The organism is Microbacterium sp. B19(2022), assembly GCF_012030385.1.
GTDB lineage: Bacteria > Actinomycetota > Actinomycetes > Actinomycetales > Microbacteriaceae > Microbacterium > Microbacterium oxydans_B.
Map to the genome: position 1 here is coordinate 1 of NZ_JAAUVO010000031.1, position 26,998 is coordinate 26,998.

General features: G+C 68.6%; 23 protein-coding genes and 1 tRNA gene. 6 read left to right on the forward strand and 18 right to left on the reverse strand.

What is annotated here, in order from left to right; genetic code table 11:
• From pdhA to HCX50_RS18925, 3 genes are all read left to right on the forward strand, one after another.
• On the forward strand, positions 1-1,100 hold a 1,100-nt coding region (pdhA, locus tag HCX50_RS18915), incomplete at its 5' end, for a pyruvate dehydrogenase (acetyl-transferring) E1 component subunit alpha (RefSeq protein ID WP_237682597.1).
• Positions 1,097-2,089, forward strand: a complete 993-nt coding sequence (locus tag HCX50_RS18920; protein ID WP_091027408.1) for an alpha-ketoacid dehydrogenase subunit beta — start codon at positions 1,097-1,099, stop codon at positions 2,087-2,089. The genes pdhA and HCX50_RS18920, both read left to right, overlap by 4 nt.
• A 16-nt stretch (positions 2,090-2,105) precedes the next feature.
• Positions 2,106-3,332: a dihydrolipoamide acetyltransferase family protein gene (locus HCX50_RS18925; RefSeq protein ID WP_167635377.1), complete on the forward strand. Its 1,227-nt coding sequence runs from the start codon at positions 2,106-2,108 to the stop codon at positions 3,330-3,332.
• A 71-nt stretch (positions 3,333-3,403) separates the two neighbouring features.
• Here HCX50_RS18925 and HCX50_RS18930 read toward each other — a convergent pair.
• The 8 genes from HCX50_RS18930 to HCX50_RS18965 form a co-directional block, all read right to left on the reverse strand.
• Positions 3,404-3,475, reverse strand: a tRNA-Gln gene (locus tag HCX50_RS18930).
• 99 nt (positions 3,476-3,574) lie between these two features.
• Positions 3,575-5,080, reverse strand: coding sequence for a glutamate--tRNA ligase (gene gltX, locus HCX50_RS18935; protein ID WP_167635378.1), 1,506 nt, complete (start codon positions 5,078-5,080; stop codon positions 3,575-3,577).
• 53 nt (positions 5,081-5,133) lie between these two features.
• On the reverse strand, positions 5,134-5,823 hold the full coding sequence (locus HCX50_RS18940; RefSeq protein WP_237682598.1) for a class I SAM-dependent methyltransferase: 690 nt from the start codon (positions 5,821-5,823) through the stop codon (positions 5,134-5,136).
• Between the two features lie 71 nt (positions 5,824-5,894).
• Entirely contained in the window at positions 5,895-7,154 is a 1,260-nt protein-coding gene (locus HCX50_RS18945; RefSeq protein ID WP_167635380.1) for an MFS transporter, read from the reverse strand.
• Positions 7,151-7,927, reverse strand: a complete 777-nt coding sequence (locus HCX50_RS18950; protein ID WP_167635381.1) for a fumarylacetoacetate hydrolase family protein — start codon at positions 7,925-7,927, stop codon at positions 7,151-7,153. The genes HCX50_RS18945 and HCX50_RS18950 overlap by 4 nt, the downstream gene beginning before the upstream one ends.
• A 30-nt stretch (positions 7,928-7,957) precedes the next feature.
• A complete protein-coding gene (locus HCX50_RS18955; RefSeq protein ID WP_091027448.1) occupies positions 7,958-9,058 on the reverse strand; it encodes a branched-chain amino acid aminotransferase in 1,101 nt (366 codons plus the stop codon).
• 60 nt (positions 9,059-9,118) lie between these two features.
• Positions 9,119-10,162 carry a 3-isopropylmalate dehydrogenase gene (locus tag HCX50_RS18960; RefSeq protein ID WP_167635382.1) on the reverse strand — a complete coding sequence of 348 codons (1,044 nt, stop codon included), beginning with the start codon at positions 10,160-10,162 and terminating at the stop codon, positions 9,119-9,121.
• 79 nt (positions 10,163-10,241) lie between these two features.
• Positions 10,242-11,777 (reverse strand): MFS transporter, encoded by a 1,536-nt coding sequence (locus HCX50_RS18965; protein WP_091027425.1) that lies wholly within the window; start codon positions 11,775-11,777, stop codon positions 10,242-10,244.
• A 95-nt stretch (positions 11,778-11,872) separates the two neighbouring features.
• Between HCX50_RS18965 and HCX50_RS18970 the strand changes: the two genes are divergently transcribed.
• Entirely contained in the window at positions 11,873-12,415 is a 543-nt protein-coding gene (locus HCX50_RS18970; protein WP_091027426.1) for a TetR/AcrR family transcriptional regulator, read from the forward strand.
• A 64-nt stretch (positions 12,416-12,479) separates the two neighbouring features.
• On the opposite strand, the gene serA is transcribed toward HCX50_RS18970, so the two are convergent.
• The 3 genes from serA to HCX50_RS18985 all read right to left on the reverse strand — a co-directional run bounded on the left by serA (position 12,480) and on the right by HCX50_RS18985 (position 15,004).
• Positions 12,480-14,084 (reverse strand): phosphoglycerate dehydrogenase, encoded by a 1,605-nt coding sequence (gene serA / locus HCX50_RS18975; protein ID WP_167635383.1) that lies wholly within the window; start codon positions 14,082-14,084, stop codon positions 12,480-12,482.
• A 123-nt stretch (positions 14,085-14,207) separates the two neighbouring features.
• Positions 14,208-14,543: a hypothetical protein gene (locus tag HCX50_RS18980; RefSeq protein WP_091027432.1), complete on the reverse strand. Its 336-nt coding sequence runs from the start codon at positions 14,541-14,543 to the stop codon at positions 14,208-14,210.
• Positions 14,540-15,004, reverse strand: a complete 465-nt coding sequence (locus tag HCX50_RS18985; RefSeq protein ID WP_167635384.1) for a hypothetical protein — start codon at positions 15,002-15,004, stop codon at positions 14,540-14,542. The genes HCX50_RS18980 and HCX50_RS18985 overlap by 4 nt, the downstream gene beginning before the upstream one ends.
• 85 nt (positions 15,005-15,089) lie before the next feature.
• Here HCX50_RS18985 and HCX50_RS18990 point away from each other — a divergent pair, with 85 nt between their 5' ends.
• Positions 15,090-16,031 (forward strand): hypothetical protein, encoded by a 942-nt coding sequence (locus HCX50_RS18990; protein WP_091027435.1) that lies wholly within the window; start codon positions 15,090-15,092, stop codon positions 16,029-16,031.
• Between the two features lie 13 nt (positions 16,032-16,044).
• Here HCX50_RS18990 and HCX50_RS18995 read toward each other — a convergent pair whose 3' ends face one another.
• The gene (locus tag HCX50_RS18995) at positions 16,045-16,707 is read right to left on the reverse strand and encodes a GntR family transcriptional regulator (protein WP_167635385.1); all 663 of its coding nucleotides are present in this window, start codon (positions 16,705-16,707) and stop codon (positions 16,045-16,047) included.
• 73 nt (positions 16,708-16,780) lie between these two features.
• On the opposite strand from HCX50_RS18995, the gene HCX50_RS19000 reads away from it, so the two are divergent.
• A complete protein-coding gene (locus HCX50_RS19000) occupies positions 16,781-19,615 on the forward strand; it encodes an FAD-linked oxidase C-terminal domain-containing protein (protein ID WP_167635386.1) in 2,835 nt (944 codons plus the stop codon).
• 81 nt (positions 19,616-19,696) lie between these two features.
• Here the strand turns inward: HCX50_RS19000 and ilvC are convergent, their stop codons facing one another.
• The 6 genes from ilvC to HCX50_RS19030 all read right to left on the reverse strand — a co-directional run.
• Positions 19,697-20,725, reverse strand: a complete 1,029-nt coding sequence (gene ilvC / locus HCX50_RS19005) for a ketol-acid reductoisomerase (RefSeq protein ID WP_091027441.1) — start codon at positions 20,723-20,725, stop codon at positions 19,697-19,699.
• An 80-nt stretch (positions 20,726-20,805) separates the two neighbouring features.
• The gene (ilvN, locus tag HCX50_RS19010) at positions 20,806-21,315 is read right to left on the reverse strand and encodes an acetolactate synthase small subunit (protein WP_091027442.1); all 510 of its coding nucleotides are present in this window, start codon (positions 21,313-21,315) and stop codon (positions 20,806-20,808) included.
• 3 nt (positions 21,316-21,318) lie between these two features.
• Complete coding sequence (locus HCX50_RS19015; RefSeq protein WP_167635387.1) at positions 21,319-23,121, reverse strand: acetolactate synthase large subunit; 1,803 nt, start codon at positions 23,119-23,121, stop codon at positions 21,319-21,321.
• Positions 23,122-23,172: 51 nt separating this feature from the next.
• The gene (gene ilvD / locus HCX50_RS19020) at positions 23,173-24,891 is read right to left on the reverse strand and encodes a dihydroxy-acid dehydratase (protein WP_091027444.1); all 1,719 of its coding nucleotides are present in this window, start codon (positions 24,889-24,891) and stop codon (positions 23,173-23,175) included.
• Positions 24,892-24,900: 9 nt separating this feature from the next.
• Positions 24,901-25,698, reverse strand: a complete 798-nt coding sequence (otsB, locus tag HCX50_RS19025) for a trehalose-phosphatase (protein WP_091027445.1) — start codon at positions 25,696-25,698, stop codon at positions 24,901-24,903.
• Between the two features lie 52 nt (positions 25,699-25,750).
• On the reverse strand, positions 25,751-26,998 hold a 1,248-nt coding region (locus HCX50_RS19030; RefSeq protein ID WP_167635388.1), incomplete at its 5' end, for an alpha,alpha-trehalose-phosphate synthase (UDP-forming).

Below are 26,998 nucleotides of genomic sequence, written 5' to 3' on the forward strand. Positions count from 1 at the left end.
CCCGCAAGGCCCGCCCGCCGAGGACCGCGAGCCCCGTTCCGGTTCCCGCGGGTCCGTCCGACACCGATCTGCGGGCGCTCTATCGCCAGATGGTGACGATCCGCCGGTTCGAAGAGCGTGCCGCACGCTCCTACACCGAAGCGAAGATCGGCGGGTACTGCCACCTCAACCTGGGCGAGGAGGCGACGGTCGTCGGCTTGATGGCAGCGCTGGAGCCGACCGACTACGTCTACGCCAACTATCGCGAGCACGGGTACGCGCTCGCCCGGGGCATCTCCCCCGAGCGCGCGATGGCGGAACTCTACGGACGAACCGACGGCGTCTCTCGCGGTTGGGGTGGATCGATGCACATGTTCGATCCGGGTGTCCGATTCATGGGCGGCTACGGAATCGTCGGCGGGCAGGTTCCCCTCGCCACCGGTACCGCGCTCGCGATCGACTACCGCGGCGGAAGCGAGGCCGTCGTGTGCCTCATGGGTGACGGAACGACCAATATCGGCGCGTTCCACGAATCGCTCAACATCGCCGCTCTGTGGGGGCTGCCGATCGTGTACGTCGTGAACAACAACGGACTGGGAATGGGGACGACGGTCGAACAGTCCTCCGCGGAACCCGAGCTGCACAAGCGCGCCGGGTCGTATCGGATGGATTCCGTCCGGGTCGACGGCAGCGATCCGCTGGCTGTTCTCGACGCAACGCGGGATGCGCTCGCCAGTGCCCGAGCGGGACGCCCCTTCCTCCTGGAGGCGATGACCGGCCGCATGAAGGGGCACTCCGTCGTCGATCCCGCCCGCTATCGGTCCCCCGAGGAGTCCGCAGCCGCACGGGCCGCGGATCCCGTCGCCGCCTTCGCGGCCACCTTGCGCGAACGCGGCGTCCTCGACGCCGATGAGGTCGCGGCGATCGATGCCGACGTCACCGCGGAGGTCGCCGCCGCCGCCGCGTTCGCCGACGCGAGCCCCCACCCGGATGTCTCGACCCTCTTCGACTACACGTACGCCACGCCCGTGGCGAACGACTCCCGACGGCTTCCCGGCGAGGCTCTCTTCCCTGCACCACCGAGGCCGTTGGCCCACTCCGGGGCGGAGGCCCGCCGATGAGCATCATCACCTACCGCCAGGCACTGCAAGACGCTCTCCGCAGCGAGATGTCGCGCGACGACGACGTCTTCCTCATCGGCGAGGAGATCGGGCACTTCGAGGGGTCGTACAAGATCACGGCGGGGCTGCTGGAGGAGTTCGGACCGAAACGGGTGCGCGATACGCCGATCGCCGAAGAGGGGTTCACCGGCGCCGCGATCGGTGCGGCCATGGTCGGCCTGCGTCCCGTCGTCGAGATCATGACCATCAACTTCTCACTGCTCGCCTTGGATCAGATCGTCAATCACGCCGCGAAGATCTACGGCATGTTCGGCGGCCAGGCCAGCGTGCCCATCGTGATCCGCACGCCAGGCGGTGGCGGACAGCAGCTCGGTGCCACGCATTCGCAGAACGTGGAGCTGTACTACGCCTTCGTCCCGGGCATGAAGGTCGTCGCACCGGCGACTCCCGCTGACGCGAAAGCACTCCTGCTCGCCGCCATCCAGGACGACGATCCCGTGCTCGTGCTCGAGAACCTCGCGCTCTACAACACCACCGGCGAGGTCCCCGACGATCTCGCTCCCGCACAGATCGGGCGAGCCGCGGTCACCCGCGAAGGCAGCGACATCACGGTCGTCGCGTACTCGCGGATGGCGGTCGTCGCCCTGCAGGCCGCCGAGATCCTGGCCGCCGAGGGCATCGACGTCGAAGTGGTCGACCTCCGCAGTCTGCGCCCCCTCGACCGGGAGACCATCGTCGAGTCGGTGCGCAAGACCAACTGCGCCGTGACCCTGGAGGATGACTGGCTCACGTACGGCATCGGCGCAGAGATCGCCGCGACCATCAGCGACGGTGCGTTCGACTGGTTGGATGCGCCCGTCCGTCGGGTGGCCATGGCGGAAGTGCCGATGCCCTACGCGAAGACACTCGAGAACGCCGCGATGCCCTCTGTGGAAGACGCCGTCACGGCCATCCGCGAAACCCTCGACGCCGTTGCCCGGCGCCGCTGAGACCGAAGAAGGACACATGATCGACATCCTCATGCCCCGCCTCTCCGACACCATGACGGAGGGCGCCATCGCCACCTGGCACAAGAAACCAGGAGACGCGGTCGCCCCCGGAGATCTCCTCCTGGAGATCGAGACCGACAAAGCGCTCATGGAGCAGGAGGCGTACGACGCGGGCGTGCTCGCCGAGATCCTGGTCCCCGAGGGCGAGAACGTCGCCATCGGTACGCCGATCGCCCGTCTCGATGACGGCAACGGCACCCCTCCTCCGCAGGTCGTCGCGGCGGTGCCGGATCAGGAACGACCCGCGGCGTCCGTTCCCGCGCCGACGATCACCGCGCAGGATTCCGCGCCCGTGGAGAGCTCCCGCACCGCGGCGACGCCTCTCGTCCGCCGCATCGCCAGAGAGCGAGGGATCGATCTTTCCGCGGTGCCGGGAACCGGGCCCGGAGGACGAATCGTCCGCGCCGACCTCGATGATCTGATCGAAGGGGCGCCGCGCGGCTCCGCAACCGTGTCGGATCTCGATTCAACACCCCGACACGACACCGCTGCCGGAGATCTCGTTGCCTTCGACGCGACCCGCCGGACGATCGCCGCGAGGATGACCGAGGCCGGCGCGATCCCGACGTTCACCGTCACGTCCTCGGCGGATGTGGGAGAGCTCCTCGCGCTGCGCGCGCGCCTCAACGAGACCGTCGCAGCGGCCGAGCAGCGCGTGAGCATCAACGACCTCGTCGTCAAGGCCGCAGCGTCGGCCCTCCGTGCCCACCCCGAGATCAACGCCTCGTACTCACCGGAAGGCGGTGGCGCCACCCTGTTGCACCGTGATGTGAACATCGGCATCGCCATGGCCGCCCCCGCCGGGCTCGTCGTCCCGGTGCTGCGCGCCCCGGACGCAGCGACCATCACCACCATCGCCGCGCGCACGCGTGACTTCGCGGCCCGTGCCGCCGAGCGTCGCCTAGAGGCGGCGGACATGACGGGTGGGACCTTCACGGTCAGCAACCTCGGGATGTACGGCGTCGAGCACTTCACGGCGATCATCAACCCTCCCCAGGGCGCCATCCTCGCCGTGGGCGGGATCCGGGATGAGCTCGCACTCGCCGACGAAAGTGTGGTCGTGCGTCACCGGACCAGCTTCACCCTCACCGCGGACCACCGCATCATCGATGGTGCTCTCGGTGCACAGTTCCTGAGGACCCTCGCCCACATGATCGAAGAACCACTGCGACTACTCATGTGACACGTCGCCGCACCGTCGGAATCGAACCCGGAAACGACGAAACCCCCGCCTGAGCGGGGGTTTTCGTCTTGCTGGGGTACCTGGACTCGAACCAAGAACAACGGAACCAGAAACCGCCGTGTTGCCAATTACACCATACCCCAAGGGCGAAACCAGAGCCTCGCACCGAGATTCAAGCTTACCCGAGCGACGGCGGAACACCAAAACCACCGGTGCGCGCCGCCGCTCGGGCGCGTCGCGCCTCAGTTCGCGAGGAATGCCGAGAGCGACCGCAGGCGACGCAGCGACTCATCCTTGCCGAGCAGCTCCATCGACTCGAACAGCGGCGGCGAGATCCGACGGCCGGTGATGGCGACCCGCGGCGGCCCGTAAGCGATCCGCGGCTTGAGCTCCAGCTTCTCGACGAGCGCCGTGGCCAGCGCCTCCTGGATCTTCTCGGGCACGAAATCCTCTACGGGCTCGAGAGCGCTGACGCACGCATCGAGGACCTCTGCAGCATTCGCCGGCAGACCCTTGAGGGCGTCTTCGGCGTAGGAGACCTCGTCCTCGAACAGGAAGCCGACCATACCGGGGACCTCTCCCAGCAGCTGCACCCTCTCCTGCACGAGCGGTGCGACCCGGAAGGCCATCACGAGCTGCTCATGCGTGGGCTCGTCGAAGAGGCCGGCGGCCGCGAGGTACGGGATCGTCCGCTCGGCGAAGTCCTTCTCCCCCAGCATCCGGATGTGGTCGCCGTTGATCGACTCCGCCTTCTTCTGGTCGAAGCGTGCCGGGTTCGGATTGACGTTCTCGATGTCGAACGCCGCGGTGAACTCGTCCAGAGAGAACACGTCGCGGTCGGGGCCGATCGACCAGCCGAGGAGCGCCAGGTAGTTCAGCAGACCCTCGGGGATGAAGCCGCGGTCGCGGTGCAGGAACAGGTCGGCCTGCGGGTCGCGCTTGGAGAGCTTCTTGTTGCCGGTCTCGCCCAGCACGAGCGGCATGTGCGCAAAGCGCGGCACGAACGTCGTGACACCGGCGTCGATCAGCGCCGCGTACAGCGAGAGCTGGCGCGCGGTCGACGGCATGAGGTCTTCGCCGCGGAGGACGTGGGTGATGCCCATGAGCGCGTCGTCGACGGGATTCACGAAGGTGTACAGCGGCACGCCGTTCGGTCGCACGACCACGAAGTCGGGGAACGAGCCGGCGGGGAACGTGACCTCGCCGCGGATGAGGTCGACGTAGGTGACGTCCTCGTCGGGCACACGCAGGCGCAGGGCGGGCTGGCGCCCCTCGGCGCGGAACGCCGCCTTCTGTTCATCGGTGAGGTCGCGGTCGAAGTTGTCGTAGCCGAGCTGCTTGGCGCGGCCGGCGGCCTCGTTGCGCGCGTCGATCTCCTCTGCCGTGGAGTAGCTCTCGTACAGCGCTCCGGTGGCGATGAGCTTGTCGATCACGCCGCGGTAGATGTCGTGACGCTCGGACTGCCGGTAGGGAGCATGCGGCCCGCCGACTTCGACGCCCTCGTCCCAGTCGATCTTGAGCCAGGTGAGCGCATCGACGAGCTGACGGAAGCTCTCCTCACTGTCGCGGGCCGCGTCGGTGTCCTCGATCCGGAACACCATCTTCCCGCCGTTGTGGCGTGCGTACGCCCAGTTGTAGAGCGCCGTGCGGACCATGCCGACATGCGGCAGCCCGGTCGGTGATGGGCAGAAGCGGACGCGGACGTCGGCACCACTGACAGTCGTGGTGAGGGGGTGAGGGGTAGCCATAGCCCTTCGATTCTACGGGGACGAGGTCATCCCCGCCGGCGGTCGATGGACGCTCAGACGGCTGCGCCCACGGCTATCGCCGCCCGGTGCTCGAGGGGCAGCACGCCACCCGTGCGCCTCTCCTCGACGACGAGGTCGAACGCCGCGCGGAAACGTCGCCGATCGTCCGCGCCCAGTCCGGCATACAGAGCGCCCGCGCCGGCGACGCCACCCTCGACCGATGCCCAGAGCGCTTCCGGCCGCGCGTTCCAGGTCCACAGATGCTCGGCGACGGTGACAGGCTCCAGACCCGCATCGCGCAGCATCCCTGCGAATCCGTCCGGCGTCCGCTCGAAGTCCTCTGCCGCCGGGAGCTTCGTGCCCACGAACGGCTCCAGTCCGGCACGCTCCGTGATCTCGGCCCAGAGCCAGGAGGGCGACATCGTCCAGGTGGTCGCCACGACGGTGCCGCGACTCACGCGACGCAACTCGGCGGCCGATGCGCGCGGCGATGCGACGTGATTCAGCACGAAGTTCGCGACGACGACGTCGAATGCGCCGTCGTCGAACGGCAGATCAGGCAGTGCGCCGTCGAGCGGCTCGATCGCAGGATGCCACCGTCGCGAGACTGCGCGCATCGATGCCTCCGGCTCGCAGGCGGTGACGCCCCACCCCGCCGCCGACCATGCCGCGGCGAGTGTGCCGTCGCCGGCACCGGCATCGAGCAGGCTGCGGTCGCCAGGCGTGCCCAGAGCATCACGCATCACGGGGAATGTTCCGGCGCAGAGGTCCGCAAAAGAGGCCGCGTATGCCTCGCCGACCCCGGCCCAGTCCTTCATCGGGTGCCGGAGCGAGCCAGCGGAGACAGCGCCACGATCGCGATCACCAGGATGAACGCGGCGACACCGAGCCCGGCGTACTGGAAGTTCGCGAGGACGATCCCGGCCAGCACCGATCCGGCTGCCGCCGAAAGGCTCATCAGGGAGTCGCTGCGGCCCTGCCTGCGGGTGCGCAGCTCCGGTGCGGATGCCTCCGTGAGCAGTGCGGCACCGGCGACGGTCGCCGCACTCCAGCCCAGCCCCAGCAGGATGAGCGCGACCATCACGCCCCACGCCTCCGTGCCCGTGAAGACGGCGAACGCCAGCGCGCCGGCGAGCAGCACCTGGCCGAGCAGCACCACGCGCAGTCGCCCCCAGCGATCGGCAAGCACGCCGAACACGGGCGACAGGGCGTACATGCCGCCGACGTGGAGGGCGATCGTGATACCCACGAGCGCGGACACATCGGCCGGAGTGGGCGCCATGCCATGCGCACCGTGCGCCATGTGCGACAGGTGCACCGGGGTCATCGCCATCACGGACGCCATCACCACGTGGGATCCGGCGACCGCGAAGATCGCGTAGCGCGCCACGCGAGGGCGGTCGAGCACCACGGCCCCGGTCGTCGCCGCCGCCACCTTCGCGAGACGCTGCGCGGCGAGCAGCGGGTCGGGTCGGAGCGCGACGATGTACAGCACCAGCGCCGCACACTGCGCGACGAAGGAGAAGAGATAGGAACCGGTCTGCGGCGGCATGCCGACCGCCTGCCCCACGATCTCTCCGGGACCGAGGAGCAGAGGCCCCGCGACGCCGCCGATGGTCGTCGACCAGACGACGATCGAGAGATCACGGCCACGATGCTGAGGTGCCGCCAAGTCGGTCGCCGCGAACCGGGACTGCAGGTTTCCCGCGTTGCCGGCGCCGATCATCAGGATGCCGGCGAGTAGCAGGGGGAACACGCGCAGGGAGGCGGCAAGGATGACGACCGCGATGCCGACCAGAGCGAAGAGGTTGCCGAGGGTGAGCGCCCGACGACGCCCGACGCGCGCGGCGAGACGCGCGAGCGGAATCGCGCACGCGGCCGCTCCCAGCGTGACCGACGCCGTAGCCAGTCCGGAGAGCGCATCGTTCCCCGAGATGTCCGCCGCAAGAAGGGCGCCGAGTGACACCGTGGCGCCGAAGGCGATGCCGCCGAGCACCTGCCCGAACGACAGCACCAGCACGGTGCGCCGCTGGACAGCCGCCTGCTGCGCCGCCGTCAGGGCGACGTCGCTCATGGTGCGGGTACGGCGTCGCGCACGCTGTTGCGCAGGATGCCCAATCCCGAGATCTCGACCTCGACCACGTCGCCCGTCCCGAACGTGCCGACACCGGCCGGCGTCCCCGTCATGATCACATCACCGGGCAGCAGGGTGAACACGGCGGAGGCGTACTCGATGATCGCCGGTACGGAGTGGATCATGTCGGTGAGGGGCGCGTGCTGCCGTACCTCGCCGTTCACCCGCGTCTCGATCGTGGCGTTCGCCGGGTCGAAGTCGGTCTCGATCACCGGTCCGAGCGGGCAGAACGTGTCGAAGCCCTTCGCGCGCGACCACTGGCCGTCCTTGCGCTGCAGGTCGCGCGCCGTCACGTCGTTCCCGATCGTGTAGCCGAGGACGTAATCGAGCGCGTTCTCGGCCTTCACGTTCTTCGCGATCTTGCCGATCACCACGACGAGCTCGCCCTCGTACTCGGTGCGCTCGGAGAGAGTCGGGCGCACGATCGCGTCGCCGGGGCCGATCACCGATGTGTTGGGCTTCAGGAAGAGCAGCGGCTCCTCGGGGGCCACTCCCCCCATCTCGGCGGCGTGGTCGTGGTAGTTCTTGCCGACGCAGACGACCTTCGACCGCGGGATCACGGGGGCGAGCAGAGCAGCATCCGCCAGCGGCACACGCGCGCCGGTGGTCTCGTACCCGGTGAACATCGGGTCTCCGGCGAGCACCACGAGCTCGCGCTCGTCGATGATCCCGTACATGATGGCTTCGTCGTGGCTGAACCGAGCGATCTTCATGGGATCCAGCCTACCGAGCGCTCCCGCGGCTCAGGCGTCGAGACGCAGCAGCCAGCCGTGCTTGTCCTCGCGGCGGCCGTACTGGATGTCGGTGAGCTCCTCACGCAGCGAGAGAGCGAGCTCGCCCAGCGGCTGCGGCTCGTCGAACCCGTCGCCGACGAGCGCGCCGATCGGGGTCACGACCGCCGCCGTGCCGCACGCGAACACCTCGACGATGTCGCCGGATGCCACGCCTTCACGCCACTCGTCGATCGAGATCGGACGCTTCTCGACCGTGTAGCCGCGGTCCTCCGCGAGCTGCAGCAGCGAGTCGCGCGTGATGCCCTCGAGGATGCTGTCCGACTCCGGTGTCACCACGCGGCCGTCCTTGAAGACGAAGACGACATTCATCCCGCCGAGCTCTTCGACGTCGCGCTTCTCGTTGAGGAAGACGACCTGGTCGCAGCCCTTCGCGCTGGCCTCGCTCTGTGCGAGGAGGCTCGATGCGTAGTTGCCGCCGGTCTTGGCCTTGCCGGTGCCGCCCTTGCCCGCGCGGGCGTATTCCTCGGAGAGCCAGATGCGCACCGGCTTGACGCCGCCGGTGAAATAGGCGCCGGCCGGGCTGGCGATGACGTAGTAAGCGACTTTCTGCGCGGCACGGACTCCGAGGAAGGCCTCCTTGGCGAACATGAACGGCCGCAGGTACAGGCTCTGGTCCGCACCGGTCGGCACCCAGCGGCCGTCGACGGCGATGAGTTCGCGCAGCGACTGGATGAAGTACTCGGTCGGCAGTTCCGGCAGCGCGAGACGGCGGGCGCTGGCCTGCAGGCGCGCGGCGTTGCGGTCGGGGCGGAACGTGTGGATAGAACCGTCGGCGTGACGGTAGGCCTTGATGCCCTCGAAGATCTCCTGCGCGTAGTGCAGGACGGATGCCGCGGGGTCGAGCGGGATCGGACCGTACGGCTGCACGCGCGGACGGTGCCACCCGCCCTTGGTCGACCAGCAGATGTCGACCATGTGATCGGTGAAGACCACGCCGAAGCCCGGATTCTCGAGCACTTCGGCCAGTCGCGCGGGCGAAGCCGCGTTCAGGTTCTTCATGACGAGGAACTCCAGGGGAGCCACGGTCGCCTCTGCATCGATGGTCGTCATCTCATCATCCATTCCTCGTGGGTGGGCGCATCCTCGCGCCCATTCAGCCTACGCCTGCGATCAGAGGCGTGCAGTGATCGCGGAGCCGATCTCCGCGGTGGTGCGCACGCCGGTGCGGGCGGCGATGTCGGCCTCGACCGCCGCGCTCACGCGTGCGGATTCCTCGGTGAGACCGAGGTGGTCGAGCAGCAGCGCGATCGAGAGGATCGCGGCAGTCGGGTCGGCCTTCTGCTGGCCCGCGATGTCGGGCGCCGAACCGTGCACGGGCTCGAACATCGACGGGAACGCGCCGTCGGGGTTGATGTTCCCGGAGGCGGCGAGTCCGATACCGCCGGTCACGGCTCCGGCGAGGTCGGTGAGGATGTCGCCGAACAGGTTGTCGGTGACGATCACGTCGAAGCGCGAGGGGTCGGTGACCAGGAAGATCGTGGCCGCGTCCACGTGCAGGTAGTCGACGGCCACGTCGGGGTGCTCGGCGGCGACCTCATTGACGATGCGCTGCCAGATGCCGCCCGCGTGCACGAGAACGTTGGTCTTGTGTACGAGCGTCAGCTTCTTCCGACGGCGCTCGGCGAGCTCGAAGGCGTAGCGCACGACGCGCTCCACGCCGAAGGCCGTGTTCACCGAGGTCTCGTTCGCGACCTCCTGCGGCGTGCCCTTGCGGATGGCACCGCCGTTGCCGACGTACGGGCCTTCCGTGCCCTCGCGGACCACGACGAAGTCGATCTCGCCCGGATCCGCCAGGGGGCCGGGCGCGCCCGCGAAGAGCTTCGACGGACGCAGGTTCACGTAGTGGTCGAGCGTGAAGCGCAGCTTCAGCAGCAGTCCCCGCTCGATGTTCGCATCCTTCAGACGCGGGTCGCCCGGCGTGCCTCCGACCGCACCGAGCAGGATCGCATCGTTCGCGGCGATCGATGCGAGGTCGTCGTCGGTGAGGGTGTCGCCGGTCTCGAGGAAGCGCCCGGCACCCAGCGAGAAACGGGTCTTGTCGAAGACCACACCGCTGGACGCGGTGACGGCGTCGAGCACCTTCTCCGCCTCGGCGATGACCTCGGGACCGATGCCGTCACCGGGGATGACGGCCAGCTTCACGACACGCGACATGACACTCCTTGCGCACTGCACGGGGATGGACCGGCCGGGCCCGACGGGGTCGAGCGGGCCGGTCCTCCCAGCGTACTGGTCAGTGCGAGGGGGCTTTGCGCAGTGTGACGGCCGCGATGACACCGGCGAGGACCACGAGGCCCGCGCCGATCAGCGACGTCACCATCACGCCGGAGCCGAACGCGGCGGCCGCGGCGTCCCACAGTGCCGTGCCGAGCGCAGCCGGGAGTTCCTGCGCCGCGGTGTACGCGCCGGCGAGGGTCTCCCCCGCCGCGTGCGCCACATCGGCCGGCAGGCCTTCCGGAAGCACGAGCGCGCCGCGGTAGAACGCGGTGATGATGCCGCCCAGCACCGCGGTGCCGAGCACGGCGCCGAGTTCGTACGCCGTCTCGGAGACCGCACTCGCCGCACCCGCCTTCGCCGCGGGGGCGCTGGAGAGGATCAGCTCGTTCGAGATCGTCTCGGCCGCACCGATGCCGATGCCGAGCACGACGAACGCGATCACGAGCGGGAGTACCCCGTGCTCGTGCGTCGTGAAGGCCACGATCAGATAGCCGGCGACCGAGAACGCGAGCCCGACCGGAATGACGATGTGCGGCGGCACGCGGCGCGAAACGGGCACGACCGAGAGGCCGGCGACGATCATCGCGAGCATGCCGGGCACGAGCGCCAGGCCCGCCATCATCGGCGACAGTCCAAGCACCAGTTGCAGGTGCTGCGACACGAAGTAGAGGAAGCCGACGAGCGCGACGACGCTGAGCAGGTTCACCAGGATCGCCCCGGAGAACGAGCCACGGCGGAACAGCGCCATGTCGAGCATCGGCGACCGGGAGCGCAGTTGACGCCGGACGAACAGGTAGCCCATACCGAAGCCGAGCAGAGCCCACGCGCCGGCGGTGAGGCTCGGTCCGTCGACAGCCAGCGACTTGATCGCGTAGACCACGGGGATCATGGTCGCCATCGAGAGCGCGATGCTGATCAGGTCGATGCGCCCCGGGTTCGGGTCGCGGCTCTCGGGGACGAGCAGGGGTGCCGCGACCAGGAGCGGGATGAGCACGGGGACGGCGATGAGGAACACCGACCCCCAGGCGAAGTGCTCGAGGAGGAACCCGCCCACGATCGGGCCGAGAGCGGACCCGGCGGAGAACGCCGACGCCCACACCGCGATCGCCATGCGGCGCTGGTCGCGGTTCTGGAAGATCGAGCGCAGCAGCGAGAGGGTCGACGGCATCAGCATGGCGCCGAAGAAACCGAGGAGCGCACGGGCGGCGATGAGCAGCCCGGCCGTCGGCGCGAAGGCGGCGAGAGCCGACACGGCGGCGAAGCCGGTCGCACCGATCAGCAGCATCTTCCGGCGGCCGAAGCGGTCGCCGAGCGTGCCCATCGTCACCAGCAAGCCCGCCAGCACCAGGGGGTACACGTCGATGATCCACAGCTGCTCGGCCCCCGTGGGAGCGAGCGCGATGGAGATCTCAGGGAGCGCGAAGCTCAGCACCGTGTTGTCCACCGACACCAGCAGCACCGGCAGCATGAGGACGACGAGCGCCGCCCAGCCGCGGGCTCCGACGCGGGGAGCATCCGTCTCTGTCGTCGGGATCGACGCAGTACGGGTCATGGAACACCTCTCACAATCTTGGCGGCATCGTTAGTGAACCGTCCGGATGGTATAGTAACAGAATTCCCGCCGCTCCCCTGTGCAGAGGATCCACGATGCCCCGACCTCCCCTCGCCCGCGAGAAGGTGCTCGACGCCTTCGAAGCGATCCTCATCGAAGACGGCGAACGAGCGGCGACGCTCGACGCGACGGCCAAGGCCGCGGGGGTGTCCAAAGGCGGACTCCTCTACCACTTCGGCTCGAAGGATGACCTCGAAGCCGGGCTGATGGAGCGCCTCGACCGACTCACGACACTGGATCTGGAACGGATGACCACCGCCGAAGAAGGCCCCGTCGCCTACTACGTGCGCACATCCGTGATGGAGGACGACGCGCTGGATCGAGCGCTCATCGCCGCGACCCGACTCACGCAGGGCGGATCGGCCCCGGCGGCCGACATGCTCCGCGAGACGCGACGGCGGTGGGCCGAGACGATCCGCCCGCACGTGCGGGACACGGCGAGCCTCGACCTCGTGATGCTGGTCAGCGACGGGCTCTACTTCAACAACTCGCTCGACGCGCACGGACCCGAGCGGCTGGTCCCCCGCAGTGACGAGCTCGCCGAACTGATCGCGCTGGTCCTGAAGGCGACGGCCTGACCGCACCGAGCGACGCAAGAGGGCGGGAGCATCACGCTCCCGCCCTCTTGTCTGCAGCCGCCGGTCAGATCTCGGTGATCTCGATCTGACGGAACAGGTCGGCGTCGATCGCGTCGCGTACGTCGTCGAGCAGGTCGTCGGACACCGGGGAGTCCAGCGTCAACACGCTGAGCGCCTGCGCGCCGGCCGCTTTGCGGGCGATCTGCATGCCGGCGATGTTGATACCCGCCTCGCCGAACTTCTGACCGTAGACCGCGACGATGCCGGGACGGTCGGTGTACAGCATGACGACGTGGTGCTTCTCGATCGGCAGCTCGAGCGCGTGGTCGTTGATGCCGATCAGCTTCTCGGCCTGCTTCGGGCCCGTGAGAGTGCCGGAGACCGACAGCTGGGACCCGTCCGACAGCGCTCCGGCGAGCGTGATCACGTTGCGGTACTCGTCGCTCACATCATCCTTGAGCAGGCGCACGGCGATGCCGCGCTGGTCGGCGAGGAGCGGCGCGTTGACGTAGGAGACGGTCTCGCTGACGATGTTCGTGAAGACGCCCTTGAGAGCGGCGAGCTTGAGCACGCTCACGTCGTAGTCGTTGAGCTCACCGTGCACCTCGACGTCGAGGCTCGTGAGCGGCGAGGTCGCCAATGACGCGAAGATCTGACCGAGCTTCTCGACCAGCGAGATGCCGGGGCGCACGTACGGGTCGATGACGCCGCCGGCGACGTTGACCGCGTCGGGCACCAGGTCGCCGCCAAGCGCGAGACGCACGGAGCGGGCGACCGAGACGCCGGCCTTCTCCTGCGCCTCTTCGGTGCTCGCACCGAGGTGCGGGGTGACGACCACGTTGGGAAGCTCGAGCAGCGGACGAGCGGTTCCACCCTCTGCGGGGGGCTCCGTCGTGAAGACGTCGAGACCTGCGCCAGCGATCTCACCGGCAACGAGCGCGGTGTGCAGCGCCTCCTCGTCGATCAGTCCGCCGCGGGCCACGTTCACGACGAAAGCGGTCGGCTTCATGGCCTTGAACTGCTCGGCGCCGATCATGCCGGTGGTCTCCGGCGTCTTCGGCATGTGGATCGTCAGGAAGTCCGACTCGGCGACGAGCTCATCGAGCGAGAGGAGCTGCACGCCGAGCTGCTGGGCGCGCGCCGAGGTGACGTAGGGGTCGTAGGCGACGACACGCATGTCGAAAGCCGCGAGGCGCGCGGCGACGAGCGCACCGATGCGACCGAGGCCGACGATGCCGACCGTCTTCTCGAAGAGTTCGGCTCCCGTGAAGGAGCTGCGCTTCCACGCGCCAGCGGAGAGCGAGGCGTGCGCGGCGGGGATGCGGCGGGCGAGGCTCAGGATGTGACCGACCGTGAGCTCGGCGGCCGACACGATGTTGGAGGTCGGCGCGTTGACGACCATGACGCCGGCAGCCGTGGCCGCCTTGATGTCGACGTTGTCGAGGCCGACTCCGGCACGGGCGACGACCTTGAGCTTCGGCGCGTGCGTGAGCGCTTCCTCATCGATGCGGGTCGCCGAGCGGACCAGCACGGCATCGGCATCCGCCAGCGCCGCGAACAGCGCTTCGCGGTCGGTACCGTCGACGTTGCGGACGTCGAAGTCGGGGCCCAGGGCCTCGATGGTGGCGGGAGAGAGTACTTCGGCGATGAGCACGACGGGCTTCGGCACAGTGGATCCTTCGGGGCAGCGCGGCAGGCGGGAGTGGCCGATGCGCCGCACACCATGGGGGCGCGATCGCGTCAACTCTACCCGAGCGCTCGAGGCCCTCCGTGCCGTGTGACCGTGTGCGGCTCAGGCGCTCGGCATCGTGAGGCTGAGCGCGATGAGGCTCATCCAGAAGACCGCGACGATGCCGAGCCCCGCGAGGAAAACCAGCGCGAGCTCTCCGACATTGCGTCGTCGGCCGATCACGAAGGCGAAGGCGAAGACGATGGCGGGAAAGGCGACGCCGAACGCGAGCGTCGCCCATCCACCGCCGGTCAATCCGGTCTGCGCCATCGTGATCAGGTGTGCGACGGCGTTCCACACCGCGTAGGCGTAGAACAGCCCTGCCAGCCCGATGACGAGTCCGACGACCCAACGAGGCGAACCCGCGGAGACCTGCTGGGGAGCGGAAGAGGCGCTCACGATCCGATCACCCCCACGGTGACGAAAGGCCAGGGAACGAGGAGGACCACGCCCGCCAGCAGCACGGCGACGCGGATCCATGCCGCCTTGCCGCGCGTCAGGACCCAGGTCGCGAGGAACCACAGCGCCGGCGCCGCGATCGCCAGCACGAACCACGGCAGGAACATCGCGTCGTCGACGAGGAACGATGCCAGCGGCTTGAGACGCAGTCCGCCGACGACCCAGCCGATCGTGTAAAGCAGATACACGCCGCCCACGATTCCGAGGATCAGCAGCATCGGAGTGCTCAGCCCCGCCGGCTCGTCGAGAACCGCAGGGGTGACGGTGCCGTCGTCCTCGACCGTCCCCACCTCTTCGCTTCCTCTGCCCACGGCGTTCCAGCCGTGCGGAAGGGCGCGATCCTGCGGCGCCGCGGCATCGTCGCCCTCCCAGTTGAGGGCGTCGTCGGAATCGGAAGTCATCTCCCAAGAGTAGGACACCCCGTCCACTATGCTCGGGGTTGCCTTCAGCCGGTACGGCGGGCATCGGAGGGAAAAGGGGAGCACCGTGGCCGACAGCGACAACAAGAACGCCGACGTCGAGCCGCCTGCGGCGAGCAGCACGAACACCGAGCCGCCCGCCGGATGGGTCCCCACTCCCGAGGCGAAGGCGAAGGCCACACGTTTCCGCTGGATCGCCGCCGTGCTCTGGGCCGTCGCGATCATCGGCGAAGCCGTCGGCATCTTCTGGCTGTTGCGCCAGCGCGTCTACGTCGGCGAGGACGGACAGCTCCTCCGCAACCCCGACACCGGACTCCTCGAGGAGCACGGCGTGACGGCGACGTTCCCGCAGTGGGCTTTCATCGCCCTCCTCGTGCTGCTCGTCGTGATCGCTGCACTCTCGATCACCGGATCCGTGCTCTGGAAGAAGGCGAACCGCCTCGACCCCGCGCGCAAGTCCGACAAGGTGCGGTTCTTCGTGCAGAACCAGCTCGGCGCGATCATCGCGATCGTCGCCTTCCTCCCGCTCGTCATCCTGATCTTCCTCAACAAGGACATGGACAAGGGCCAGAAGACGACGGCCGGCATCGTCGGTGTCGCCCTCGCGGCTCTCGCCGTCGTCCTCGGCGTCGACTTCGCTCCGCCGTCGGTCGAGCAGTACACGGCCGATCAGTCCGCCGTGATCCAACTGCTCGGCAAGGACGAGGTCGTATGGGTCGAGGGTGGCAAGGTGTACCACGTCTGCGATGAGGTCTCGGCGATCCAGACCGGAAGCGAGATCATCACCGGCACGACGGCCCAGGCCGTGGAAGCGGGCAAGAATCGGCTGACGCTGCAGTTCGCCTCCGAGCTACGTGCGTGCGACCTTCCCGTTCCCGAGAACGACGAGGAGATCACCGAGGCGCTGCGGGCGATCCAGGCCGGGCAGGTGGACACCGTCCTGCCCGCACCCGAATGGGCCGATTCCACGGAAGCACCCATCGTCGTCGACGAGGTACCGGCCGAGTGACGATCTCCGGTCGCTAGTCGGCGTCGAGCGCTTCGACGAGCCTCTCCTCGGCCGACGAGAGATGCGCATCGAGAAGGGCAGCAGCACGCTCGCCCTCCCCTGACTCGACCGCGTCGAGGATGTCGGCGTGCTCGGCCGCGATCACCGCGGCATCGAGCAGCCGGCGACCCTGCACCTGCGCCATGCACAGCCGCACCTCGTCGAGGACGCTGCGGTACATCCGACCGGTCCGCTCACTCCGGAGCGCGTCGATGAGCGCGGTATGGAAGCGCAGATCGGGGTCGACGGTGGCCGGGTCGGGGCCGGCGGGCATCGCGAGGATCTCGGCGTTGGCGTCGCGGGCGGCGTCAGGAACACTCCTGGTCACGGCGAGTTCGCGCAGCGCCGCGCTCTCCAGCCGCACGCGTGTGCGGTACACGTCGCGCACGGTGTCGGAGTCGATCCCGACCACTCGTGCGCTTCGGTGAGCGGTGCGCACCAGGAGTCCGGTGGCGACGAGCTGTTCGATGGCCGCCTTCGCACTCGGCCGGGCCACGCCGAACGTCTGCGACACCGCCGCCTCCGTGAGCGGCGCACCGGAGCCGATCTCGCCACGGAGGATGCGTCCGCGCAGCTGAGCGGTGACGGCGTCGACCACGCCGACGACACCCAGCGGCGCGTCCGAGGTCGTGGTCATGCGGATAGTCTAACGAAACGCGCCACCGTCGGTACACTTGTCTGACAATCTTTCGACGGAGCAGAGGAGCACCGTGCCGACCACACTCGCCGAACCGCTGGACCCCGAACTTCTCGGCCCCACGACCGAGGTCCACTCCCGTTCCATCGACCGGTTCGCCCGCGCTCACGACGCCTCGCACTATCTGCTCATCCCGGATGCGGTGCTCTCCCCCGCGGATGCCGAGGGCGTCGCCCGTGCGTTCGGCGCTGTGCGCGCGGCGGGACGCACGATGACCTTCCGCTCCGGCGGGACGAGCCTCTCGGGGCAGAGCGTCAGCGGCGACATCCTCGTCGACACGCGCAGTCACTTCCGCGACATCCGCGTGGAAGACGACGGCGCCTTCGTCCGCGTCGGCCCCGGAGCCACGGTTCGGCAGGTCAACACGCGTCTGACACGCCACCGCCGCAAGCTCGGCCCCGACCCGGCGAGTGAGATCGCGTGCACGATCGGCGGGGTCGTGGCGAACAACTCCAGCGGCATGGCCTGCGGCATCACCGAGAACTCCTACCAGACCATCGAATCGATGACGATCGTGCTCCCGAGCGGGACGATCCTCGACACCGGACGCCCGGACGCGAACGAGCTGCTGCGCGCCGCCGAACCGGCGATCGCCGACGGGCTCCTCGCGCTGCGCGCCCGGTTGCTCGCTGCGCCAGAGCGCGTCGCCTTCCTCCGGCAGCAGTTCTCGATGAAGAACACCATGGGCTATGGTCTCAACGCCCTGCTCGACTTCGATGATCCGGTGCGCATCCTCGAGCACCTCATCATCGGGTCCGAAGGCACCCTCGCGTTCGTCGCCGAGGCACGGTTCCGCACGATCGAGGTGCGTCCGGCGATCGCGACCGGTCTGCTGGTGTTCGAGACGCTGTCGGCCGCCATGACCGCGCTCCCCGACCTGACGCGTCTCGGCCTCGCGACGATCGAGCTGATGGATGCCGCATCGCTGCGCGTCGCACAGGGGCTGAGCGATGTCCCGGCAGCGATCGCGGAGATCGACGTCCAGGGGCATGCGGCGCTCCTCGTCGAAGTCCACGCCTCCGATACCGCGTCCCTCACCGCGGCGAGTTCCGCCGCCCAGGCGCACTTCGAGGCGCTGCCCTTGGCCGTGGCGCCCCGACTCACGACGGACGCTGCCGAGCGGGCCGCGCTGTGGCATGTGCGCAAGGGGCTCTACACGGCAGTGGCCGGTGCCCGTCCCTCCGGCACGACCGCTCTGCTCGAAGACATCGTCGTGCCCGTCCCCCGCCTGCTCGCGACCTGTGAGCGTCTGATCGAGCTGTTCGCCGAGCACGGGTATGAGGGTTCCGTCATCTTCGGGCATGCGAAGGACGGCAACGTCCACTTCCTGCTCAACGAGCGCTTCGACGACGCCGACAGCGTCGCCCGCTACCGCCGGTTCACCGACGACCTAGTCAACCTCGTGCTGTCCCAGCAGGGTTCGCTGAAGGCCGAGCACGGAACCGGTCGCATCATGGCGCCGTTCGTGCGCCGCCAGTACGGCGACGAGTTGACCGAGATGATGTGGGAGATCAAGCGCCTGCTCGATCCCGACGGCATCCTCAACCCCGGCGTCGTCCTCTCCGACGACCCCGATTCGTACCTGCACGACCTCAAACGCGTTCCCACAGTCGAGAACGAGGTCGATCGCTGCGTTGAGTGCGGGTACTGCGAGCCGACGTGTCCGAGCAAGAGCATCACGCTCACCCCGCGCCAGCGCATCGTGATCCGTCGTGACATGGCCTGGGCCGAAGAGCAGGGCGACACCGAGCTGCTGCGGGACCTGCAGAAGGACTACGACTACGACGGCGTGCAGACCTGCGCCGTCGACGGCATGTGCGGCGTGGCGTGCCCGGTCGACATCAACACCGGCGACCTGGTTCGTCGGCTGCGGGCCGAGCAGTCGAACGCGGTCGAGGGTGCCCTCTGGGGCACGGCGGCGAAGCACTGGAGCACGGTCACCCGGGCCGGCGGCATCGCCCTCACAGTCGCCGACGCGCTCCCGGCTCCGCTGGTCCGCGGCGTGACCCAGGTGGGACGCGCCGTTCTGGGTGCCGACACGCTCCCGCTCTACGACACGGGACTCCCCCGCGGCGGGTCGAAGCCTCCGCGCCCCGCGGCCCCGAGCGATGCGCAGGTCGTGTTCTTCGGCGCGTGCATCGGCACGATGTTCGGCGCGGAGGGCGAGGGCCAGGGATCGAGGGACGCGCTGCGTGAGCTGTTGGACCGCGCCGGGATCCCCCTGGTGATCCCGGAGGAGAACGGCGGCCTCTGCTGCGGCACGCCCTGGAAATCCAAGGGCCACCTCGACGGTTACCGGCTCATGTCCGACCGGGTACTGGATTCCCTCTGGGAGGCGAGCCGCCAGGGAGAGCTCCCCGTGGTGTGCGACGCCGCATCCTGCACCGAGGGCCTCGATGTGATGCTCGCGCAGTCCGTGGCGAAGAATCCGAAGTACGCCGGGCTCCGGATCGAGGATGCGACCACCTACGTCGCCCGTGAGGTGTTGCCGCGGCTGACCGTGCCGGCGAAGCTCCCGACGGTGGCTGTGCACCCGACGTGCTCGACGACCGCCCTCGGGGCGACGGGCGCTCTCACCGAGATCGCAGCCGCCGTCGCCGACGACGTGTTCATCCCGGAGGGCTGGGGCTGCTGCGCGTTCGCCGGTGACCGCGGGATGCTGCATCCGGAACTCACCGCCAGTGCGACCGCGCAGGAGTCCGCCGAGATCGCTGCCGCGGAGGATGAGCGCGGCAGCTTCGATGCGTTCGTCTCGGCGAACCGCACGTGCGAGATCGGGATGACCAGGGCCACCGGCCGCCCCTACCGGCACGTGATCGAGATCCTCGAGGAGCTCACCCGGCCCTGACCCGCCGGGAGAGGAACGAAAGAACGGGCGCCCCCGAGGGGACGCCCGTTCTTTGCTGACTCAGGACAGGCTTGACTCCGATCAGCGCGCAGCGCTGCCGTCGACGTAGTCCTCGTCCTGCTGCTTCCACGCGAAGAGCGAACGCAGCTCCTTGCCGGTGACCTCGATCGGGTGCTGCTCCTCCTTGGCGCGCAGCGCCAGGAACTCCTCGGCCCCGTTGTCCTGGTCGTCGATGAAGCGCTTCGCGAAGGCGCCCGACTGGATGTCGGCCAGCACGCCCTGCATGCTCTCCTTGACGCGCTCGTCGATGACGCGCGGGCCCGAGACGTAGTCGCCGAACTCGGCGGTGTCGGAGATCGACCAGCGCTGCTTGGCGATGCCACCCTCCCACATCAGGTCGACGATGAGCTTGAGCTCGTGCAGCACCTCGAAGTACGCGATCTGCGGCTGGTAGCCGGCCTCGGTCAGCGTCTCGAAGCCCGCCTGCACGAGGTGGCTCACGCCACCGCAGAGCACGGCCTGCTCGCCGAACAGGTCGGTCTCGGTCTCTTCGGTGAAGGTCGTCTTGATGACGCCGGCGCGGGTGCCGCCGATGGCCTTCGCGTACGAGAGGGCGAGGTCCCAGGCGTGGCCCGAAGCATCCTGCTCGACGGCGATGATGTCCGGGATGCCGCGGCCGGCGACGAACTCGCGACGAACCGTGTGGCCCGGCGCCTTCGGGGCGACGAGGATCACGTCGACACCCTCAGGCGCGTCGATGTAGCCGAAGCGGATGTTGAAGCCGTGTGCGAAGGCGAGCGTCTTGCCGGCCGTGAGGTTCGGCGCGATGGACTCGCTGTAGATGATGCGCTGGTGCTGGTCCGGCGCGAGGATCATGATGACGTCGGCCCACTCGGTGGCCTCGGCGACGGTCTTCACGGGGAAGCCGGCCTCTTCGGCCTTCGCGGCGGACTTGGAGCCCTCCTTCAGCGCGATGGCGACCTCGACGCCCGAGTCGCGCAGGTTCTGCGCGTGGGCGTGGCCCTGCGAGCCGTAGCCGACGATCGCGACCTTCTTGCCCTGGATCAGGGACAGGTCTGCGTCGGCGTCGTAGAAGATCTCGGTGCTCACTGTGTGTTTCTCCTTGTTCTTTGCGTTTCGTCGGGATTCGCCCACTCCGGGAGCGGCGAAGACTGTGTTGATCGGTGTGGTCAGCCGCGCAGGACGCGCTCGGTGATGCTCTTGCCGCCGCGCCCGATGGCGAGAAGACCCGACTGCGCGATCTCCTTGATGCCGAAGGGCTCCAGCGCGCGGAGCATGGCGTCGACCTTGCCCTTGTCGCCGGTCACCTCGATCACGAGCGCATCCGAGGCGTAGTCCACCACCGATGCGCGGAAGAGGTTCACCACCTCGATCACGTTCGAGCGCGTGGCGTTGTCGGTGCGCACCTTCACGAGCATGTGCTCGCGCTGCACCGACGTCGAGAAATCGAGCTCGACGATCTTGATCACGTTGATCAGCTTGTTGAGCTGCTTCGTGACCTGCTCGAGCGGCAGCTCGTCGACGTCGACGACGACCGTGATCCGGGAGATCCCGGGCACCTCCGTCACGCCGACGGCGAGCGAATCGATGTTGAAGCCGCGGCGGGCGAAGAGGCCCGCGACGCGGGTGAGAAGGCCGGGGGTGTTCTCCACCAGCAGGCTCAGCACGTGGGTCGACATGGCTCAGACCTCCTCATCGAATTCGGGCGCGTGTTCGCGGGCGTACTGGACGTAGCTGTTGCTGACTCCCTGCGGGACCATCGGCCACACCATGGAGTCGGCGCTGACGACGAAGTCGATCACCACGGGGCGGTCGTTCGTCTCGAGCGCGAGCTTGATGGCGGCGTCCACCTCTTCCTCCTTCTCCACGCGGATCGCGAGGCAGCCGTAGGCCTCGGCGAGCTTCACGAAGTCGGGGATGCGGACAGTGCCGTGCCCGGTGTTGAGGTCCGTGTTGGAGTGGCGGCCGTCGTAGAACAGGGTCTGCCACTGGCGCACCATGCCCAGCGAGGAGTTGTTGATGATCGCGACCTTGATCGGGATGTTGTTGATCGTGCAGGTCGCGAGCTCCTGATTGGTCATCTGGAAGCAACCGTCGCCATCGATCGCCCAGACATGACGCTCCGGCTCTGCGACCTTCGCGCCCATCGCCGCGGGCACCGAGTAGCCCATGGTGCCGGCGCCGCCGGAGTTCAACCAGGCGTTGGGGCGCTCGTACTTGATGAACTGCGCCGCCCACATCTGGTGCTGGCCGACACCCGAGGCGAAGATGCCCTCGGGACCGGTGAGCTCGCCGATGCGCTGGATCACGTACTGCGGAGCGAGGAGCCCGTCGGTCGTCGGCGCGTAGCCGAGCGGGAACTCGGTGCGGAGGCCATCGAGGTACGACCACCACTCCTCGATGTCCGGCTTCGCGCTGGCCGTCGCACCGCGGAACGCGGCATCCAGGTCGGTCAGCACGTCGCGGACATCTCCCACGATCGGCACATCCGCGGTGCGGATCTTCGAGATCTCCGCGGGATCGATGTCGACGTGCACGACCTTGGCGTTCGGGGCGAAGAGCGCCGCCTTGCCCGTCACGCGGTCGTCGAACCGTGCGCCGAGCGACACCAGCAGGTCGGCCTCCTGCAGCGCCAGCACGGCCGGGACCGTGCCGTGCATCCCCGGCATGCCGAGGTGCTGCGAGTGCGAGTCGGGGAAGGCGCCGCGGGCCATCAGCGTGGTGACGACCGGCGCCCCCGTGGACTCCGCGAGCTCGAGGAGCTCGGCCGACGCCTTGCCACGGATCACTCCGCCGCCGACGTACAGCACCGGCTTCTTGGCCTCGGCGAGCAGGGTGGCTGCGGCCTGGATCTGCTTGCCGTGCGCCTTGGTCACCGGACGGTAGCCGGGGAGATCGATCTTGGGCGGCCACACGAACGGCGCCGTCGCCTGCTGCGCATCCTTGGTGATGTCGACCAGCACGGGACCGGGGCGACCTGTGCCGGCGATCTCATACGCCGCCGCGATCGCGCCCGGGATGTCGGCCGCGTCCTTCACCAGGAACGAGTGCTTCGTGATCGGCATCGTGATGCCCACGATGTCGGCCTCCTGGAAGGCGTCGGTCCCCATCAGCGTCGAGAACACCTGACCGGTGATGGCCAGCATCGGCACCGAGTCCATGTAGGCGTCGGCGATCGCGGTGACGAGGTTCGTCGCACCCGGGCCGGAGGTCGCGATGCACACGCCCACCTTGCCGGACGCGGAGGCGTACCCCTCGGCCGCGTGACCGGCTCCCTGCTCGTGCCGCACCAGGATGTGGCGCAGATCCTTGGCATCCATCAGCGGGTCGTACACGGGAAGGATCGCTCCGCCGGGAAGGCCGAAGACATCGGTGACACCGAGCAGCTCGAGCGAGCGGACGACGGCCTCGGCGCCGGTGATCTCCGGGGCAGAGGATTGACGGGCGGGCGGCCTCGGCACAGCCGGGGCGGAGTCAGCAGTCATGACTTTCCTTCTGATGATCTGTGGAGGACACCGGATGCCGGAGCGTCCGGGTCAGCCGGTGGTCGCTCCCTCGGCGGCGGACCGCACGAGGCGCGAGTACTTGGCAAGAACGCCTCGGGTGTAGCGCGGGGGAAGCGGCTCCCAGCCAGAACGGCGGGAGGCGAGCTCTGCGTCGTCGACGAGTAGATCGAGAGAGCGAGCTGCGATATCGACCCGTATCAGATCACCATCGCGCACGAAGGCGATGGGACCTGCGTCCACCGCTTCGGGTGCTATGTGGCCGATGCACAGGCCGGTTGTGCCGCCTGAGAATCGTCCGTCCGTCAAGAGTAGTACATCTTTTCCGAGTCCCGCGCCCTTGATGGCCGCGGTGATGGCGAGCATCTCGCGCATACCCGGTCCGCCCTTGGGGCCTTCGTAGCGGATGACGATGACGGTGCCGGGCTCGATCTCGCCCTCGGCGACGGCGTCCATGGCAGCGCGCTCACGCTCGAACACGCGGGCAGGGCCTTCGAACACGGCGGCGTCGAAGCCGGCCGTCTTCACGACGGCACCCTCGGGAGCCAGCGAACCGTGCAGGATCGTGAGCCCGCCCGTCGCGTGGATCGGGTTGTCGAACGTGTGGATGACCTCGCCGTCGATCGGCTGCGGGTCGAGGTCGGCAAGATTCTCGGCGAGCGTCTTGCCCGTGACGGTGAGTGCGTCACCGTGCAGGAGACCCTCGTCGAGCATCGCCTTCATGATCACGGGGATGCCGCCGTGACGGTCGACGTCGTTCATGACGTACTTGCCGAACGGCTTCATGTCGGCCACGTGGGGAACCTTGTCGCCGATGCGGTTGAAGTCGTGCAGGCTCAGCTCGACGTCGGCTTCGCGGGCGATCGCCAGCAGGTGGAGCACGACGTTCGTGGAGCCGCCGAGCGCCATCGCCAGGGCGATCGCGTTCTCGAACGCCTCCTTGGTGAGGATGTCGCGCGTCGTGATGCCCTGGCGAAGCAGGTTCACGACGGCCTCGCCCGAGCGGTGGGCGAAGTAGTCGCGGCGACGGTCCGCGGCGGGCGGTGCGGCCGAACCGGGGAGGCTGAGACCGAGTGCCTCGGCGACGGACGCCATCGTGTTGGCGGTGTACATACCACCACAGGCCCCCTCACCCGGGGCGATCGCGCACTCGATGCGCTTGAGGTCCTCTTCGCTCATGAGACCGGCACGGCACGCGCCGACCGCCTCGAACGAGTCGATGATCGTGACGTCCTTCTCGGTGCCGTCGGAGAGCTTGACCCACCCCGGCGCGATAGAGCCGGCGTAGAGGAACACGCTCGACAGGTCGAGGCGGGCGCTCGCCATGAGCATGCCGGGGATCGACTTGTCGCACCCGGCGAGCAGGACGGAGCCGTCGAGGCGCTCGGCCATCATCACGGTCTCGACGGAGTCGGCGATGACCTCACGGGACACCAGCGAGAAGTGCATCCCCTCGTGGCCCATCGAGATGCCGTCCGAGACGGAGATCGTGCCGAACTGCAGCGGGTAGCCGCCGCCGGAGTGCACGCCTTCCTTGGCGCCCTGAGCGAGCCGGTCGAGGCTCAGGTTGCAGGGCGTGATCTCGTTCCAGCTGGACGCGATGCCGATCTGCGGTTTGTCCCAGTCGGCGTCTCCCATCCCGACGGCACGGAGCATGCCTCGGGAGGTCGTGGCCTCGATGCCGTCGGTGACGACGCGGCTGCGGGGCTTGATGTCGATGGGCGCGCTATTGGAGGGATCATGCGAGGACATGACGGAAGTCTATTGCTGCGCAGAGGTGCGGGCGTCCGCGAGCGCCTCCAGAAGCGCGGCGATCTGTTGTGGAGTGTCCACACGAAGCACCGCGGCGCTCTCCCCCGGGCCCACACGCACTCCGAGGTCGCCGGGTTCCAGCACGCGCATCGCATCCTCGTCCGTCACATCGTCGCCGGCGAACAGGATTCCGGTGGCATCGAAGCGCTCGCGGAGCGCCCTCATCGCCGCGTCCTTGCCCTCTGCGCGCGAAGAGAACTCCAGTACGCGGTGTCCGGCTCGGCGGCGCCAGTGCGGGAAGCGCTCGGCGACGAGGGCGTCGATCTCGGCGAAGACGCGCGCTTCGGTCTCGCGGTCCGCGCGGCGGGTGTGCACGCCCATGCCGAAGGTCTTGGGCTCGAACTCCGCGCCTTCGTAGCGCTCGATGATCGGCTTCGCGGCTGCCCACAGCTCTTCACGCGAACCGTCTTCGGTGATGTCGCCCGCGATCTCGGCGTCTCCCTCACCGGGGAACCAGTACTGCGCGCCGTGCGAGCCCGCCAGGGCGATCGCGGAATCGTCGGTGTGTTCGGTGATGACGCGCAGGTCGTGCATGCTGCGCCCGGAGACGTAGGCCACGACGGTGTCGGGAAGCGATGCGAGTCGCTCCACCTGCACGGCGACCTCCGGCAGTGCGCGCGCGGCCATCGGGTCGGGCACGAGCGGGGAGGCGGTGCCGTCGAAGTCGAGGGCCACGACCAGGCGCGGAGTAGCCGCCAGGGCGCTCAGGTCGTCGTCATCGGTTCCGGGGATCCAGGGGCGCGTCACAGGTTCTCCAATCGCAGGGGGTTCTTTCCCAGTATCGCGGCCCCGCGGGCGCTCAGCGTCCGCGCACCTCGGACAGCGCGGCGAGGAACGAGGAGGACCAGGCGTTCACATCGTTGTCCAGCACACGGCGGCGCAGTGATCTCATGCGCCGCCCCTGCTCGGCCGGGGGCATCTCCACCGCGGTCATGATCGCGTCCTTGAGCCCTTCGATGTCGTGCGGGTTGACCCGCACCGCCTGCCGCAGCTCGTCCGCCGCACCGGTGAACTCACTGAGCACGAGGACTCCGCGATCGTCCACTCGACTGGCGACGTATTCCTTGGCGACGAGGTTCATGCCGTCGCGAAGTGCGGTCACCAGCATCACGTCGGCAGCCAGGTAGAGCGCGACCATCTCCTCGCGTGGATAGCCCTGGTGCAGATACCGGATGGCGGAGTGGCCCATCGTGTCCGTGTCGCCGTTGATTCGGCTGACGGCGAGCTCGATCTCGTCACGCAGATGGACGTACGCGTCGACGCGCTCCCGGCTCGGACTCGCGACCTGCACGAGCGTGACGTCTTCGACGTTGAGTCGCCCTTCCGCGAGCAGCTCCCCGTAGGCCTTGATGCGGTGGCGAATGCCCTTGGTGTAGTCGAGTCGATCGACGCCGAGCAGGATGCGCTTCGGGTTGCCGAGGCTCGCCCGGATCTCGGCGGCACGCGCGCGAATGTCTTCGCGGGCCGCGAGCTCGAGGTAGGGCGTCGTGTCGATGGAGATCGGGAACGCCCGGGCCAGTGCCGTGCGGGTCCCCTCCCCGTCGGGGACCGAGACGTTCGGTCCCTTGACGTCGTAGCGGAGCCGGCGGCGCACCGCCGTGAGGAAGTACGTGGCGTCCTGAGCACGCTGGAAGCCGATGACGTCGGCACCGAGCAGCCCGCGCAGCACCTGATCGCGCCACGGCAGCTGGGCGTAGAGGCCGTGAGCCGGGAACGGGATGTGGTGGAAATAGCCGATCGTCACGTCCGGACGCAGTTCGCGCACCATCTGCGGGACGAGCTGCAGCTGGTAGTCGTGCACCCAGACAGTGCCCTCCTCCGCCACGGCAGCGGCGGCGGCTTCGGCGAACCGACGGTTGACCCTGACGTACGCGTCCCACCATTCGCGGTGGTATTGCGGCGGCGCGATCACGTCGTGGTACAGCGGCCAGATCGTGTCGTTGGCGAAGCCCTCGTAGTACTCCGCGATCTCCTCCGCGCTCAGCGCGACCGGCACCAGTTCGATGCCACCGGCTTCGAACGGTGCCAGCTCGACGTCCGCCTGCCC

Bases quoted from the DNA above. Each gene is read 5' to 3' on its own strand.
- HCX50_RS18920 (WP_091027408.1), top strand. From the start codon at position 1,097: ATGAGCATCATCACCTACCGCCAGGCACTGCAAGACGCTCTCCGCAGC.
- HCX50_RS18925 (WP_167635377.1), top strand. From the start codon at position 2,106: ATGATCGACATCCTCATGCCCCGCCTCTCCGACACCATGACGGAGGGC.
- gltX (WP_167635378.1), bottom strand. From the start codon at position 5,080: ATGGCTACCCCTCACCCCCTCACCACGACTGTCAGTGGTGCCGACGTC.
- HCX50_RS18940 (WP_237682598.1), bottom strand. From the start codon at position 5,823: ATGCGTGATGCTCTGGGCACGCCTGGCGACCGCAGCCTGCTCGATGCC.
- HCX50_RS18945 (WP_167635380.1), bottom strand. From the start codon at position 7,154: ATGAGCGACGTCGCCCTGACGGCGGCGCAGCAGGCGGCTGTCCAGCGG.
- HCX50_RS18950 (WP_167635381.1), bottom strand. From the start codon at position 7,927: ATGAAGATCGCTCGGTTCAGCCACGACGAAGCCATCATGTACGGGATC.
- HCX50_RS18955 (WP_091027448.1), bottom strand. From the start codon at position 9,058: ATGACGACCATCGATGCAGAGGCGACCGTGGCTCCCCTGGAGTTCCTC.
- HCX50_RS18960 (WP_167635382.1), bottom strand. From the start codon at position 10,162: ATGTCGCGTGTCGTGAAGCTGGCCGTCATCCCCGGTGACGGCATCGGT.
- HCX50_RS18965 (WP_091027425.1), bottom strand. From the start codon at position 11,777: ATGACCCGTACTGCGTCGATCCCGACGACAGAGACGGATGCTCCCCGC.
- HCX50_RS18970 (WP_091027426.1), top strand. From the start codon at position 11,873: ATGCCCCGACCTCCCCTCGCCCGCGAGAAGGTGCTCGACGCCTTCGAA.
- HCX50_RS18985 (WP_167635384.1), bottom strand. From the start codon at position 15,004: ATGACTTCCGATTCCGACGACGCCCTCAACTGGGAGGGCGACGATGCC.
- HCX50_RS18995 (WP_167635385.1), bottom strand. From the start codon at position 16,707: ATGACCACGACCTCGGACGCGCCGCTGGGTGTCGTCGGCGTGGTCGAC.
- ilvN (WP_091027442.1), bottom strand. From the start codon at position 21,315: ATGTCGACCCACGTGCTGAGCCTGCTGGTGGAGAACACCCCCGGCCTT.
- HCX50_RS19015 (WP_167635387.1), bottom strand. From the start codon at position 23,121: ATGACTGCTGACTCCGCCCCGGCTGTGCCGAGGCCGCCCGCCCGTCAA.
- ilvD (WP_091027444.1), bottom strand. From the start codon at position 24,891: ATGTCCTCGCATGATCCCTCCAATAGCGCGCCCATCGACATCAAGCCC.